Annotated in this window: 15 protein-coding genes; 8 read left to right on the top strand and 7 right to left on the bottom strand. The window is 49.1% G+C overall.

Going from position 1 to position 15327, the window contains the following annotated elements:
• Together AC5I6P_RS29845 and AC5I6P_RS29840 are read right to left on the bottom strand one after the other, a co-directional pair.
• Positions 1-489 (bottom strand): crossover junction endodeoxyribonuclease RuvC, encoded by a 489-nt coding sequence (locus AC5I6P_RS29845; RefSeq protein WP_495697420.1) that lies wholly within the window; start codon positions 487-489, stop codon positions 1-3.
• Positions 490-574: 85 nt separating this feature from the next.
• Positions 575-1816, bottom strand: a complete 1242-nt coding sequence (locus AC5I6P_RS29840; protein ID WP_495697419.1) for a serine hydrolase — start codon at positions 1814-1816, stop codon at positions 575-577.
• Between the two features lie 123 nt (positions 1817-1939).
• On the opposite strand from AC5I6P_RS29840, the gene AC5I6P_RS29835 reads away from it, so the two are divergent.
• The 4 genes from AC5I6P_RS29835 (at position 1940) to rimM (ending at position 4524) form a co-directional block, all read left to right on the top strand.
• Positions 1940-2575, top strand: a complete 636-nt coding sequence (locus tag AC5I6P_RS29835; protein WP_495697418.1) for a hypothetical protein — start codon at positions 1940-1942, stop codon at positions 2573-2575.
• Between the two features lie 92 nt (positions 2576-2667).
• Entirely contained in the window at positions 2668-3267 is a 600-nt protein-coding gene (locus tag AC5I6P_RS29830) for a hypothetical protein (protein ID WP_495697417.1), read from the top strand.
• Positions 3268-3487: 220 nt separating this feature from the next.
• Complete coding sequence (locus AC5I6P_RS29825) at positions 3488-3913, top strand: hypothetical protein (protein ID WP_495697416.1); 426 nt, start codon at positions 3488-3490, stop codon at positions 3911-3913.
• 86 nt (positions 3914-3999) lie between these two features.
• Positions 4000-4524, top strand: coding sequence for a ribosome maturation factor RimM (gene rimM / locus AC5I6P_RS29820; protein WP_495697415.1), 525 nt, complete (start codon positions 4000-4002; stop codon positions 4522-4524).
• A 102-nt stretch (positions 4525-4626) separates the two neighbouring features.
• On the opposite strand, the gene AC5I6P_RS29815 is transcribed toward rimM, so the two are convergent.
• Positions 4627-5970, bottom strand: coding sequence for a TldD/PmbA family protein (locus AC5I6P_RS29815; RefSeq protein ID WP_495697414.1), 1344 nt, complete (start codon positions 5968-5970; stop codon positions 4627-4629).
• Positions 5971-6059: 89 nt separating this feature from the next.
• Positions 6060-7532 carry a TldD/PmbA family protein gene (locus AC5I6P_RS29810; protein WP_495697413.1) on the bottom strand — a complete coding sequence of 491 codons (1473 nt, stop codon included), beginning with the start codon at positions 7530-7532 and terminating at the stop codon, positions 6060-6062.
• A 329-nt stretch (positions 7533-7861) separates the two neighbouring features.
• Here AC5I6P_RS29810 and AC5I6P_RS29805 point away from each other — a divergent pair, with 329 nt between their 5' ends.
• Both AC5I6P_RS29805 and pcrA read left to right on the top strand, forming a co-directional pair.
• A complete protein-coding gene (locus AC5I6P_RS29805) occupies positions 7862-8014 on the top strand; it encodes a hypothetical protein (RefSeq protein WP_495697412.1) in 153 nt (50 codons plus the stop codon).
• A gap of 173 nt (positions 8015-8187) precedes the next feature.
• Positions 8188-10539, top strand: a complete 2352-nt coding sequence (gene pcrA, locus AC5I6P_RS29800; RefSeq protein WP_495697411.1) for a DNA helicase PcrA — start codon at positions 8188-8190, stop codon at positions 10537-10539.
• Here the strand turns inward: pcrA and AC5I6P_RS29795 are convergent.
• Together AC5I6P_RS29795 and AC5I6P_RS29790 are read right to left on the bottom strand one after the other, a co-directional pair.
• Positions 10536-10760, bottom strand: coding sequence for a type II toxin-antitoxin system HicA family toxin (locus AC5I6P_RS29795; RefSeq protein WP_495697410.1), 225 nt, complete (start codon positions 10758-10760; stop codon positions 10536-10538). The genes pcrA and AC5I6P_RS29795 overlap by 4 nt on opposite strands.
• Positions 10757-10960, bottom strand: a complete 204-nt coding sequence (locus AC5I6P_RS29790) for a type II toxin-antitoxin system HicB family antitoxin (RefSeq protein WP_495697409.1) — start codon at positions 10958-10960, stop codon at positions 10757-10759. Before AC5I6P_RS29790 ends, AC5I6P_RS29795 begins: the two co-directional genes overlap by 4 nt.
• 121 nt (positions 10961-11081) lie before the next feature.
• Here AC5I6P_RS29790 and AC5I6P_RS29785 point away from each other — a divergent pair, with 121 nt between their 5' ends.
• Complete coding sequence (locus AC5I6P_RS29785) at positions 11082-11855, top strand: M15 family metallopeptidase (RefSeq protein ID WP_495697408.1); 774 nt, start codon at positions 11082-11084, stop codon at positions 11853-11855.
• 156 nt (positions 11856-12011) lie between these two features.
• Here AC5I6P_RS29785 and AC5I6P_RS29780 read toward each other — a convergent pair whose 3' ends face one another.
• Positions 12012-14867 (bottom strand): glycerol-3-phosphate acyltransferase, encoded by a 2856-nt coding sequence (locus tag AC5I6P_RS29780; RefSeq protein ID WP_495697407.1) that lies wholly within the window; start codon positions 14865-14867, stop codon positions 12012-12014.
• A 109-nt stretch (positions 14868-14976) separates the two neighbouring features.
• Between AC5I6P_RS29780 and AC5I6P_RS29775 the strand changes: the two genes are divergently transcribed.
• Positions 14977-15210 (top strand): hypothetical protein, encoded by a 234-nt coding sequence (locus AC5I6P_RS29775; protein WP_495697406.1) that lies wholly within the window; start codon positions 14977-14979, stop codon positions 15208-15210.
• The last annotated feature ends 117 nt before the right edge of the window (positions 15211-15327 follow it).

The raw sequence follows: 15327 nt of genomic DNA, 5'->3' as shown, positions 1-15327 counted from the left end.
CTACTTCACGTTAGCGCGAGCGCCTGTTTGAGCTGCATATGCGATCGCTAGAGCATCAGAGGCATCATCGGGTTTAGGAATCTCTGCCAGTCCAAAAATCAGCATCACCGATTGTTGAATTTCAGATTTTTCAGCTCCGTATTTTGCGACTGCCGCTTTGACTTGAGATTGATGCAGAAAAATTGGTTCATCCAGTCCGCATTCTCCGAGCGCCAACTGAATCACGCCCAGTGCCCGCAGCACCTTATTGGCATTCGTGTTTTCTCGTGTGAAGAACGGCATTTCTAAAGCGACAACATCGGGCTTTAGGAGTTGGCAGAGTTCGCGGATGTCGTCGTGAATCTGTTTGAGTCGATCATAAATTGGCGCTTTTGCAGGCGTGACAATCACCCCATAGTCGAGCGCTTTTTCATCGTGAATTGCCCCGTAACCAATCGTTGCGATCGCGGGATCAATGCCTAAAATTGTTTTGCCTCGCAAATCTAGCATGAGGAATATCGTAAGCCGCTCTGGTCGAGCCTGAAGGGTATATTTCTCATAATACACGCGAACTATTAATTAGAGAGGTTCTGCGTCATTTCAGCAACGCGATCGTACTTTCATAAAGCGAGACAAAGCGGGTTTCGTCTAACGCCTGATTGTGATTCCAAGTTGCAACCACGCAATACTGCTTTCCATTCTTAGCTTGCAGCGCTGTTGTGAGATTGATCACGCCTGGCTCTGAGCCGCCTTTGAACGCCACTCGCGCCCATGCCTGCGAATTGGAAATACCTGGATTGATGCTCATGAGCGGCAAATCTTTCACCCGATTCATGAGAGAACACAGTTCTGCGGGTGTGAAAAACCATTCGATATCAAGGGCAACCGGATCAGCAACGAATTCTTCTACACCTGGTAGAGGTCGTTGAGCAATTTCGTCTAACAAGGCACGACGGGCGGATAGATTAGCGGCTCGATAGCGTTGCAGCAAATCGTGATTCGTTTGAGCTTTTAGAATAAATGCCTCACGGGTCGTCAAAAACGGTTGATTGCGAGGCGTCAACGGCTCGATCGCATCTCGTCCGACCAGATGAATTAGGTGATCGGTAGCAGTGTTATCGCTTTGGGAAATCATCAAAGCTGCCACCGATTGCACCGTGAGCAAAGAACCATCTGCCCAAGATTGTAAAAATCCTGAAGGCAAACTCTTCTGACGCTCTTGTAAGGAAATTACTTCATCCCAGCGATGTTGTCCCGATTCAATTTGAGTCTTTAGTGCTGCCAGTACTGCCAGCTTAAATGCCGATCCTACTGCCAAGGGTGTGCTTTCATTTAACCCAACCTTTTTAACGTTGTTTTCTACAATCAACAGACTAACTTTACCGGGTAGCTGTTTGAATTGCGCGATCGCATCGTCTAGACTCTTAAACTGTGCCTGAACAGGTAGAAATCGTAATCCTACAATTTGTCCTTTCGGATCGAGGACAATTTTAGCTGGAACAACTCCTTTCTCGTAAACCAGTTGATAGTCGTTGCCACTTGGCTCGACGCGCTGATACTTCCCGAGTTCAGTTGTCAAACTCATTAAAATATTTTGAACTTGTTGTACCGAAACTTGCGCTAGAAAACTGGGCGCAAACCATTCTGAAGCAACAGCATTGGCGGTAGCGAGGCGTTCTAATGCTGTTTGCGGAGTTATTGATTGCTGGTTTTGCATCGCAACGGCTGGGGTTTGGAGCAGAGGCTGAGTAAGCCCGACCACGAGTAAGACGACTAGGCTTACACGAATCAGGTATTTGGCGAACCGTAGTTGTTTAGGTAGAGACAACAGCAGCATTTCAGTTTCCCGATCGCACTTGCTTAAAGTGTCTCACAAACGATTTCAAATCCTGATGGAACCTTGCGGAAGATTGAAATGGCAAGGTGTAGCTCTAGATAGGCGAAGAGTGAGGAAACGGGTATGGTTGCACAGTTAGCTCAAGGGTTAAAGGGACTGAGTGCCGCACTATTGTTGAATCTAGCGGTTGTTCCGATTAGCGCAGCGCACAACTCCGTAGGAACCGATCAGCCTGCAATCAGCGCAGAGCGCAATGTAAGAACCAATGTGAAAACCGCTCAAGCCGCGCCGAGAACCGCTCAATCTGCGACGTGTAAAGTCACTCCGCCCACCAATTTGAAGAAAACAAATCGCTATGGCATCTTTGGCAATGATCAGTTTGACACTGTCGTGTGTGGATATTTAATCACACGACAAGAAGAAATTTTTGAGCAGAACGTCAATGTTGCCTACTTTCGCATCAATAAATTCTATGATCCAGGCTTCAAAACGGCGATCAAAAAAGGGGTCGATAGTGGAAACAGCGTTAACTCAGTTAGCAACGGAGTTTATGACTTTAATTTGGGCTGTTTAGATCGCGGCAGAATTGTAGGAGACATGATGCAAGAGAACAAAGTTTACATTACGCCAGCAGATCAAAAAAGAATTCTTAACACATCTGTTAGTCAGCCCGTTTCTCTTGTTCTCTCGTTCGACGTACATGGTGGTGCTGACTGCACCTGCTGCAATCTTGCTGAGCAAGTTCGAGTACTACGCTAGTAATCAATAATCCATTCATTCGGAAATTGAACAATTTATTTTTGTATCACTCTTTGTTGTGCTGCTAAGTGCGATCGCTACTATTTCTAATTATGATTCACCGCAATGTCATTTCTGTTATCGGACTCACTCTAGCTTTCTTAGGCACCGCTTCATCTGCTCAAGCCCTTCCTGGGCAGAAGATCCAGACCGTATTGCAGTGGGCGCAAAAGCATTCCTTGTTATCTCCGTTTAAGCGCGACATCGGAGAGTTGAGCGGATTGCCATTCTACACCAGTGAAGCAAAAGTAAAAGGTGGCAGTATTGTGTTTGCCATGAATCCCACAGATCAAACAGACATAGTAGTTGGAGAGGAAGCGATCGCTTATCGAACTCAAAGCAATAGAGCAAATGCAGCCTTTACTAGAACGAATACGGAAGGATTAAATCTCATTCGAAGCATCTACACTCAACCACTTGCTAACGTTGCTAACGACTTCCAACAATCGAAATATGTGGCGCGAGTTGAGTTCAATCATGTAGACCTACGATTCTTTCAAGGCAAGCGATTTGGTTATACCACTTTAGAATTCAAGGAACCCAGTCAAGGAGAACGCTTCTATCACTTCAAAGTAATTCCGTTGAAGGATCTCAATAGTGCCATTTTAAGCGAACAGCAGTGCCGCAAACAAAGCGCTGATGGCTGCGAATGAAATTCGCTCCATTGCCAAATTTAATGCATTCTGAACAACCTTTAGAATACATATCTTGAATGCGATTCGTTTCACAAAGCTCTAGAGCTTGCGGATCACAATCCCTTGTTGTCGTTCTGCATGTCTAAATTTTCTTACTTATGGCGATCCTGTTGTTCCATCAGGGCATTCTGGTTATACATTATGAGTAACGTTCAGCCAACCTAGCTGGAGCCACCCCATGAATAAAGCCGTTGCTGTATTAACCATCTTAATGTTAGCGAGCATTCGTCCTGCCGTTGCTCAATCTCTCCAAGTTGAGCAGAGCGTAGCGCCAAATGAACCGCTTCGATCTTCACAGGTTCGACCTTCACAAAGCAGAATTCAAATGCAACCCGTTGCGCCTTCAGTGGAAGGGTTTGGAGATGCCGCTTCGTTGTCTGGGTTGCAGACGCGATCGCTAAGAGATACTTCCCTGCCATCCCCTGCCAGCTTTAGCTTACCTGGAGTCGGGCAGTCTCCTCAGTACAGAGGCCCGCTTGGCAGTTTAGAAATTGGTGGCGGCGGTCTTGATCTGAGGGCGAATCCCTCAAATGTGTTTCCCCAAACTCCAGCTGAGTACAACACGGGGATGAAAGTGCGCTATCGATTCGATCCGCAAGATTAAGAGAATTTGCAGTGGGAGGCGGTTGAGTCGCAACCGCCTCCCATACTCCTGTGATAGAGTAATCAGGGTTCGCTCATGCTCAAATTATGGCGTCTGAGTTCTTAGAAATTGGCAAAATCGTGGCGGCTCACGGAATTAGGGGAGAGGTGCGCGTTTACCCAAACTCAGATTTTCCAGAGCGCTTTGAAGTGCCCGGAGAGCGGTGGTTGTTGCGTCCGAATCAGCAAGAGCCAGAACCAATTCGGTTGATTGGGGGCCGCTATTTGGATGGGAAAGGACTGTATGTTTTGCAGTTGGAAGGAGTGCGCGATCGCAGCGCAGCAGAAGCGCTACGAGGCTGTACACTCCACGTTCCAGAGCGCGATCGCCCTCAGCTTGAAGACGGCGAATTTCACGTATCAGATCTAATCGGGCTTCCGGTATATCATCAAGCCAATCAAGCTCTCGTCGGAACCGTAACCGATGTCATGACTGCGGGTCACGACTTACTAGAGGTCAAATCTCCGCAGGGCAAATCGATTTTGATTCCGTTTGTCGAAGCGATCGTTCCTGTTGTCAATCTGCGCGATCGTCGAATCGAAATCACGCCTCCGAGCGGATTGATTGAGTGATCAGACATGATGAATTTAGTGATTATGCAATGTGGCAGCGGATGGGCTAACAGAGGCAACGAAAACCTTCCGCTAATCCATTACATCCGCTGCCAACAAGCTCTATTCACCCGTCACTGATAGTTCATTCACCCACACTCTAGGTGCAACTCCAGATCCGGTAAATTCCAGATCTTTCTCTACGTAAATAATCGAATTCAGCACCTCGCGAATATCACCCGCGACCGTTGCCGACTCGATGCTGATGCGCTTGCCATCTTTAATCAACCAACCATCAAACGGCAGCGAAAATGATCCTTGCAACGCCTGCACACCTGCGTGAAGGGCGCTCAGATCGTCAATCAAAATCACATTGTCTGCTGTGTCCAGACTATATTCCTCTGAAGCAGATTCTCCCGGAAACACATGAAAGAAGTTCGGGCTAACCGTCACTTTTGCGCCCATATTGGCGTTTCCAGTCGGTTCTGTATTCATTCGCTTTGCTGTGCCAGCGCTGTGCAGAAAACTCGTCAACACCCCATTTGTAATCAGAGGTACGCGACGCGTCGGCGTGCCTTCTCCATCAAACGTTTCTGCTCCAACATTATCAGGATGCAGCGCATCATCGCAGACCGAAAGCAACGGAGAGGCGATTTGAGTATTGAGCGATTCTGGCGTCGAAAGACTCTGGTTATCGAGAATGCTTTGAGCGTTGTACAAGTTAGAGAACGCGCCCAGCAAACTCAAAAAGGCTTCTGGGGAGAAAACAACCCGATACTTTCCGGTTTTTACCTTCTCATAGTTGAGATGGCTAATTGTTTTCTCAGCCGCTTCTTTGAGACAGCCGTTAATGTCGAGCTTTGCTAACCCAGTGCTGACCCGAAAGGCCCCAGCACTACGCGGCTTTCTGCCTTCTTCTTCGGTTTTGGTGTAGAGATAGAGCGATGCATACGAATGGGCTTCATGCCGCAAGGCTCCGACGCTGTTGAGATAGAAGCGATCGATATCTCGCTGCGCCAATCCATTGTAGGGAACGCCGACGATCGCAGGATGCGCTTCTAACAATTCCTTTTCTGCACCCACAAGGGTTTGAAGCAGTTGTGAGACTTCTGCCTGCGGAGACCGATCAGTAGCGTTGGCATGAGCGATCGCGGCAGTTGCTTCAGGGCTAAAGTCGGGCACATTGTCTTTGACACCAAATGCACTCGCCTCGTGAGCCGTTTTTAGCGCCAGTTGCAAGCCGATTGGGTCAACGTCAGTGGTCGAGGTGACACCAACCGTATGAGCATCATTCCAAACGCGAACGGTAATGCCCGATCGATTCGAGGCTTTCATTTGTTGGGGTTCGCCCTGATCGACCTGCACGCTAGTTTCATCAACCGTGGAGCCGTAAATGTCAAATTTCTGAATGCCCAGTTTCTGCGCGGCGGTTTGGGCGTAGGACGCAATTTCGTTGATCGTTGGCATAGAAATCTTCTGGTTAAATATCGGGGGCTATTGAAACGGGTAGGGATGCATCAGCACGCATCCCTCAAGAATCATGAGCTGAACGGAAGTTAACGACCGCCCACTGTGATCGAATCAACCTTGATGTGAGGCTGACCGACGGTGACATAAATGCTGCCACTCACCGAACCGCAAAATCCGGCTGCCAAGCCCAGATCGTTAGAACACATGGAAATCTTGTCCATGATTTCGGTGGCTTCTCCGATCAGCGTTGCTCCTTTGAGCGGCTTGGTGATTTTGCCGTTCTCGATCAGATAAGCTTCATCGACCGCAAAGTTAAACTGTCCGGTAGGTCCAACGCTACCGCCGCCCATTTTTTTGCAGTAGATGCCTTTCTCAACCGAGTTGAACAGATCCTCAATCGAGTACTCACCTGGCGCAATATAGGTGTTTCGCATCCGACTAGCGGCGGCAAAAGTGAAACCTTGACGACGACCGCTGCCCGTTCTGGGGTGTCCGGTACGAACCGAGCCAGCGCGATCGCTGATGAAATTCTTTAGAACGCCATTCTCGATCAGCAACGTGCGCTGAGCAGGCATTCCTTCATCATCCATGTCGATCGTTCCGAAAGCGTCGGAGGTAATGCCTTCATCCCAAGCCGTCAAATTCTCATGAGCAATCTTCTGGCCTTTTTTGTCAGCAAACGGCGTCGTTTTGCGCTCGATCTGAGTTGTCTCCAGCAAGTGACCACACGCCTCGTGGAAAATCACGCCGCCAAACTGGTTTGCCATGATTACCGGGTAGCTACCCGACTCAACATAATCGGCATACAGCATCTTCGCCGCCGATCCTGACACATCTTCAGCGTCTGCCTTGTAGTCCCACGTTCTCAAGAAACTAGGATCGCTTGTGCTGCCCGATCGCTTGCTGATCGAAGACCGATTCGTGCCGTCTGCACAGAGTAAGCTGTAGCCAACCGATTGAGCCAGGCGAATATCGCGCGCAAACGTGCCATCGCTCGACGCGACCAAGACCTCTTGCCAATCCCGGAAATAGACCGCCCGACGCGACTGGACGTGATCCGCTTTTTGTGCCAGTTCACCATTCGCGGAGAGCAACACATCCCCCATTTCGCGCATGGAGCTACAGTTACCTAGCCAAGCATCCTTTCCTTTTTTAGTGGCGTAGTCGCGCAGCAGCTCAAGGTGAATTTCAGGAATGAATGCGTTGGGCGAGGGCAAATGTAAGCCCATGATTGACAAACCCTTCTCTAGGGCAGCTTTTAGCCCGTTGAACGACAAATCATTCGTGCTGACATAACAGTCTGCTTTGCCTCGAAACACACGTACGCCTGCTCCGGTGGAAAGCCGAGGTGAAATGCTAGTGATGGCATCATCTTCCGCCATGCAGCTAATATAGTTCACCCGTTCTAAGAAGAATTCAATAAAATCTGCGCCTGCTGCCCGTCCTAACCCCAGCAGAATGGAAAGGGGAGCTTCCCAGGTTTCATCGAAGCGATCGGGGGCGTAGGTGTACTTAAGACTCGGTAATTCCTTAGAGATTAATAAGGTCGGTGCTTGCATCGAAATGCCTCTTTAAATACTGGACTGGCGCTTTATTGCTCAGCTTTACTGCTCATTGTAGCGAAGGGAATAAAGACTGAAAGATAAAGAAGGGTGTGCTTTCCCTACCTGCGGCTTAAACATACCCTCGCTAGATGGCGTTGTGTTAAGAATTCTAAGAGCTACAGAGAGAAATACCCAGCGTTTCAATGAGCCATTCTTATCCTTTACCTATCTTGAAAGAAATTTTCGTCAACCTTTTATAAAGTCTTTAAGGTTTTCTAGCTGACCTCTCAGTGAGTTTACTGAAGAAAGTAGGGAATTCCTATGACAGTTCGTGAGGTATTCCCATGCGTGAGTTACTTGCACTGCTTAGTCTTCTCCTGTGGCTGGCGTTGATGGTTTGGGTATACCGCAGTTCTCCAGAGTGGTTTTTTGTTCCATTTTTCTTCCTGGCTACATTTGCCTATTTGCGGCTAATGGAAACGAGCAAGAGTTCCTAAGAAGCAATTCTTCAGCGATCGTACGGTTCCTAGCATTGCCCTTGAGCTAATCGCGCATCTTCATCTTTATCACGCTTTCCTGCCGTTCGGCTTTCTCAACCACTTCTCTCACCGCGCGATTCTGGGAATGCGATAGGCTGGTCATGGAGTAAAATCATCTTTTTGCCCTCGCCATGACTACTGACTTCTTGAGCCATCTCAACCCTTCACAACGACAAGCGGTGGAGCATTTTTGCGGTCCATTACTGGTGATTGCGGGAGCAGGATCAGGCAAGACGCGGGCACTGACCTATCGAATCGCCAATTTGGTGCTAGAGCATCGGGTTGACCCGGAGAATATCTTAGCGGTGACGTTTACGAACAAAGCGGCTAAGGAGATGAAAGAGCGGATCGAGCGACTGTTTGCCGAGCGGGAGGCAATGCGTGAGCATGGTAAACCGCTAGAGTCGTTGCCGGGATACGTGCAGACAAAGCTACGATCGCACATCTACAAAACCATTACCAAAGATCTGTGGATTGGCACGTTTCATGCGCTGTGCTGCCGAATTTTGCGTTTTGATATCGAAAAATTTCAGGATGAGCGGGGGCGCAAATGGACAAAGGCATTTTCCATTTTTGACGAGTCAGATGCTCAGAGCCTCGTCAAAGATATTATTATCAATCAGCTAAATTTAGACGAAAAGAAATTCGATCCGCGATCAGTTCGGTATGCGATAAGCAATGCGAAAAACAAAGGACTTTCTCCGCAAGAGTATGAGAAAGAGCAGCCGAATTTTAGAGGTCGTGTGATTAGTAATATCTACAGCGTGTATCAAGACAAGTTAGCCGAAAACAATGCTGTAGATTTTGATGATTTAATCCTAATTCCGGTACTTCTGTTTCGTCAGAATGAACAGATTCGAGCCTATTGGCACAAACGCTTTCGCCACATTTTAGTAGATGAATATCAAGACACAAATCGCACACAATACGATCTGATTCAACTGTTGGTTACAAATGGAGAATCAGCGACTAAATTCGATGACTGGAACTACCGCTCCGTCTTTGTGGTAGGCGATGCTGACCAGTCTATCTATTCGTTCCGCATGGCAGATTTCACCATCTTGATGGGATTCCAACACGACTTTGGAGATGGGTTGCCGGATGACGACACCCGAACGATGGTGAAGCTCCAGGAGAATTACCGCTCCACTGAGAACATTCTCCAACTTGCGAACGAACTGATCGAAAATAACACGGAGCGGATCGACAAAATTCTCAAACCCACTCGTGGACAGGGAGAACCTGCGTTCTGCTATCGCGCTCAAGATGAAATTGATGAAGCTGAATTTGTGGTTCAGCGAATGCGAAAGCTAGAGCAAAATAATCCTGATTTGCACTGGGGTAAGTTCGCGATTCTCTACCGGACGAACGCTCAATCGCGTGCGTTTGAAGATATTTTGGTGCGTTGGGGGGTGCCCTATAAGATTGTTGGCGGGTTGCGGTTCTACGATCGCAAAGAAATTAAAGACGTGTTGGCGTATTTAAGAGCGATCGTAAACCCTGCCGATACTATCAGCCTGCTGCGCGTGATTAATACGCCTCGTCGGGGTGTCGGCAAATCGACCGTTGAATCTCTGCAAAAAGCTTCGATCGAGTTGGGCATTCCGCTTTGGGAGATCATCAGCGATGAAACCTCGGTTAAAACCCTGGCTGGACGCTCGGCCAAGGGAGTGATTGCGTTTGCCAATATCATTCAGAAATATCGGGAGATGCTCGATGCTGTTTCGGCATCTGAGATTGTGCAAGGCGTGTTAGAAGATTCGGGATACGTTCAAGATCTCAAGGCGCAAGGCACAGACGAAGCGGAAGATCGCTTTCAGAACGTGCAGGAACTCTACAACGCGGTGCTGCAATATGAGGAAGAAAATGAAGACGACAAGAGCTTGATTGGCTTCTTGGCGAGTGCATCCCTCGCGTCAGATTTAGACAACACGCCAGAAGAAACGACAACCGTTTCGCTGATGACATTGCACTCATCGAAGGGATTAGAGTTTCCGATTGTGTTTTTAGTTGGGTTGGAGCAAGGCTTGTTTCCGAGCTATCGTTCTCTCGATGATCCGGCCGCGATCGAGGAAGAACGGCGGCTCTGTTATGTCGGCATTACCCGCGCTCAGGAGCGATTGTTCATCTCTCATGCTCGCGAACGCCGCTTATATGGAAATCGTGAACCTGCCAGTCCTTCGCTATTTTTGGCGGAAATGCCGCGTGAGTTAATGGATTCTAATACGGCAACCTCAATTCCAGCGAAGTGGACCAAAGGTGCGGCTCAAGCCAAGCCGCCGATTCTGGTCAACCATGCGGATGCCGATGCTGATTGGAGCGTTGGCGATCGCGTGATTCACAGCCAGTTTGGCGTGGGTGAAATTACAAATGTCTTTGGCTCTGGAACCAAAGCAACGCTGGCGATCCGATTTGATGGCTTGCCGGGAATGAAGCGGAAGATTTTACCGATTAGCGATCGCGCCCTCCAGCCGCTCGATTAATCTGTCTTCCATTCGATATCTGGAATGTTGGCGTTTAGCATAATGTTACGCATTGTACCGATGGGCAAATCTCGACCTTTATGAAATGGCACAATCACCTGAAGGCTCGAATCTGGCTGTCTCCATTTTCGATGGCTTCCTTTTTGCGATACGAAAACAAATCCATACTGTTGCAAGATTTGCTCGACTTCAACAGCAGTCATTCGACGGGTGCGTGTCATTCAACTGACACCTCTCGCACGATCGCGCTAGAGGTTAGATCTATAGGATCTGGTTCTAAGTACAGCGCGATCGCGGCTCGAATGTTGTCTAACGCTTCTTGTTCCGTTTCTCCAGCAGAGACACATCCTGGTAATTGTGGACACCAAACAGCCCAGTCTCCAGTTTCTGCATCAGGTTCAAGAACCACTTGCCATTTCATAGAATTTTACCTGTGCTGTCATTTCACCATCATTTCAAGTGTATAAGATAGCCTGGTTGCCAGAACTGACGGTGATGAATTTACGTTGCCTGCAAACGCTTACTTTAACGATTTTGGGTTGATGAGAATTTTAAGCTGGTTACGATCGCACGCCTTACTGATTGTTGCCCTAACGTCTTTTAGTTGGGTAGTCGCGCTCAATCATAGTGGATTGCATCTCAGCGTGGGCGCATCGGTTGAACCAACGCCAATTTCGCCACTGCCGACACGCCCAAACTCTGCACAATTGTTGTTGAAATCACCCACTCCCAGCACGCCTGATTCATCGTTGTTGCCTGATCCACGTCCCCGCCTGCCGCTCAATACCCCTTCCCCTAAGGCTTCGCCTAAACTAGGGCACTTTCCTTACCCTCAAGCGGAGCTAAACACACTGGTTGCCATTGGTAAATACGGGGGGCGCGTGGAGAAATTAGCGCCTGAAGCCGCGATCGCATGGCAACAAATGGTCAGTGCGGCGAAAGCGAATAAGGTATCCATTGTGCCGATTTCTGGGTTTCGTAGTATTGATGAGCAAGCAATGTTATTTCGCGATCGCGTGCGGCGGCGCGGACTGGAGGGAGCCGCTAGGAGCGTTGCACCTCCGGGGTACAGTGAACATCACACAGGATATGCGATTGATGTTGGTGATGGTCGCGCTCCCTATTTAGATATTTCTCAAGCGTTTGCTCGCTCGTCTGCCTCTCGGTGGATGAGCAAAAATGCTAAGAAATTTGGATTTGAGTTATCGTTTCGCCCTAACAATGCTCAACGTGTGATTTATGAGCCTTGGCACTGGCGGTTTGTGGGTTCGGAGCAAGCGCTGCGACTGTTTGCAACAGCACGAGAGCGGGGATAAGGGAGAGCTTTGACCCGCTTCGCGAGGATGAGGAATGAAGAAATAAACTAGATCCTTCGTCCGCTATTTGCTCGTCGTCAGTACGTGAACCCCAAGATGGCATGTTTAGATCTCCGATTTCTTTGGGAAACAGAGGTTTTTGCCTTTTAAATATCGCTATAGAATCTCAATTCTGCCGCGTTGTCCATCGATCCGAACTTGCTGCCCATCGTGTAAGCGGGTTGTGGCATTCGGAATATCCATCACGGCAGGAATTCGGTATTCTCGCGCGACGATCGCGCCGTGAGAGAGTTTGCCGCCCACCTCGGAAATGAGCCCGCCCACCTGCGCCAAAATTGCTGCCCAGCCCGAATCGGTGTAGGGCACGACCAAAATAGTATCGCGATCGAGGCGAATTCCGCTCGAGAGTGACTTCATGATTTTGATGCGTCCTTCTTTTTGTCCAGGACTTGCTCCAATGCCTTGCAACGTTTGAGAGGCTTGCCAGGTTTCTAGCTTAGGTTCGGGTGGATCGTCTCCGTACACAAGCTGCGGCACTTGGGCAAGTTGGCGATCTTGTTCAAACTGCGATCGCCGTTGTTCAATGAGACGAGGAAAGGTTGACGTCGCAGCAACGTGTCGAATCTCGTCATACTTCAGAAAGAAGATGTCTCCCGGCTGCTCTAACGTACCAGAGGTTAACCATTGTTCTTCTAACGCCACAAAGCTCCAGCGCAAGTGCGCCAACAGTCGGCTATACACTTCCGTTACCTTGCCTTTGAGATCAACTCGTTGCTGAACGCGCGATCGACTTGGCACCACCTCTCGCTCAATCGGATGAAAGTAAAACTGAGCAAACACCTCTCGAATCGGCTTTGGATCTTCTCTCCACGTAGGTATAGCAATGTCAGTTCCGACCTCGCTTAAATAGCCGTATTGCTCTAGAAACAGGTCGAACTCGGCTAACACATCCCGCCCTTGCTTCGTCTCACTCAGGTGCTCAAACAATTGCTCAGCCGTCAGTTGATGAGAAATATTGCCAGTTTGTTTTGCTCTAGTGGCAATGGCTTGAAGCGATCGCAAGGCTGCAACTTCGGGCGTTCGGCTGTTATCAATTTCATCCTCTGAAACTTTAAAGATTGACCGTCGCAACGCTGCACTGAGCGGAGCAAGGATGCTGTAGTACGTCGCTCGTTTTAGCAATTCCAGAATTTTGTCTATGCGATCTAACACCTCTCCTGTCGAAAGTTGCGTTGCTGGATGCGTTGCAAATTCGGTTAACGCAGGTGAGAAATAGCGTTGGTCATCTCGTTGAAAATCTTTCTCCAGCCGTAGTTCTCGTCGGACTAGCTTCAGCAATCCGGGGACGTTTTGCAGCGTTGACTTTATTGGTGGCTTGCTAAACTTTGCACCTCTGGTCAAAAACTCTAAACTCTCTGGAGGCAATCCCATGCGGCGAAACGTTTGTCCTAATAGCGACGCATTAAAGTAAGCGTGAGCATAGTGCAACGTTGCCGTTTCATTAAAATCTAATCCTTGAGCTTGCTGACCTAGTACCAACGAGAACAACTCTCCCCAAACGCCACAGGTCAACGGGCGATTGATTGACCATGTCAACGGACGAATCGCGCCCGGAATCACTTCGGCAGCAATCTTGCGCGTCCAGATCGGAATCAAGGTCGTAATCGGGCGAGATTGCAGGAGCCATAGCGTCTGGCCGTCATAGCTCCACTCAATATCTTGGGGAATGCCGTGATAGTGCGCCTCTAGATGGCGAGCTAAGTAGGCCACCTGCTGCACCAAGTGAAGCGGCACTTCCCCGCTTCCCTGCACCTCCAGCGTCATTTCATCGGGCAACGTCCAATTCGAACCGATCTCTGACACCAGCACTTGATAACTTTCAGGCGTCACTTGCCCCGACACCACCCGTTCAGCACTGCCGGGCAACGCTTCAACCAAGACTGAATCGCCTTGCCGCGCGATCGGGTCTCGGCTAAATGCCACACCCGAAAACACGCCGCGAACCTGCTGCTGAATCAACACCACCATTGAGGTATCTGGTAAATTGCGATCGCGCCGATACCTGACCGCAGACGGCTGATCGTAAGACGCCAAACACTGCGCGATCGCGCTCAACAGATCGCGTTGCTGTGTGATACCTAAAATCGTCTCATACTGTCCCGCCGCTGACGCGAGTTCCGAATCTTCGCCAACCGCCGACGATCGCACGACCAACGGGGTTTGCTCCGACGGCTGCAACAGTTCGATCAACGGTTGTGGATCATCTCCCGGCAGCAGCACCCATCCCATTGGAACTGGATAGCCCAATCCTTTCAGATGGGCAAGAGTCGCTGCCTTTTCTCCAACTTTATTGGCTTGCAGGGGCTGATCTAGCGAAAGAACAGCGCGATCGCCGCGAAAGAATTTAAACATGGTTTGTGAATCCGTCTGAGCCGTATCTGGCTTCAACTCCAAATCATCTGGAATTTGAGTGTAGATCCATCCCATCAGACCTGCAAGGCAAATCGATGCTCCGATTAGAGCTGAATCGTCTGCATGTCTTGCGGCAGTGAGCAACGGAAACAGAATTAAAACTCCAAATCGCCCTAGCTTTCGTTCTCGTAGGAGAGTAAATCCGATGCCACCGATCAAAAATGTCAGAAAAGATGTGATCGGATCATGCACAATATAGCCCCACGTCACATTCGTTGTGCCCGCACCTTTACCAATCCAGTAGCGCCCAAAAACGAGAGCGATCAGCGCAATCAACTCCCATTCAGGATGATCTGGGAAGAACGATCGCGCCAACAGCACCGCCAAAATGCCCTTTAGTGCCTCAGACAACACCGCTAAAATGCCTGCCACCTTGCCGCCGTGATAAAACGCAGCCGAAACGCTGACATTTTTCGTCCCAATTCGGCTTAATCGCTTTCGAGTCAGCGCAACCGTAATCCACTCGATTAGCGGCAATCCGCCCAAAATTGGGCACAGCAGAAAAATTAGCAGAGAACCCCAAACTTGTGTCAGTGTCATGTGCGATCGTTCAACGTCATTCCTCTTGAAGTCTAGATCGTTTGACGTGAGTGGAGGGCACTACTGTTTTTGGCGAATCTGAATTGAGGCGGTTATGTGAGGGGTACAAGTGGTTGCTTCAGGTAAGCGTCGCCAAGTTGATGCTCACTGGAAGCGAGGCATGAGTTATCTCAAACTGGGCTGGAATTGGATTCGACTTGCCATCACCCAGCAATGGAAGATTCAGGTTTATCCGTTTCTCTCCTGTTCACCTGGCCCTCAACCTGCGATTGCTTCCCAGCGACAACACGATGAATCCCTAAAGCGTGAATTCAGCGTCCTCAGCCGCATCCCAGCTTCTTAGTTTTGTCAGTCAAGCAGCTCGAAGCCTGCTAGTCCAAACTAAAAATTCTCGACAAGTCGTATCAAACCGGAAGAAAAGTGGCTGAAGACTTCAAATCAACGATGAAAATTGTATTTG

The sequence above is a fragment of the Myxacorys sp. genome (genome assembly GCF_059501405.1).
Note: the sequence above shows the minus strand (reverse complement) of the source record. Positions and strands in the feature narration are given on the sequence as shown.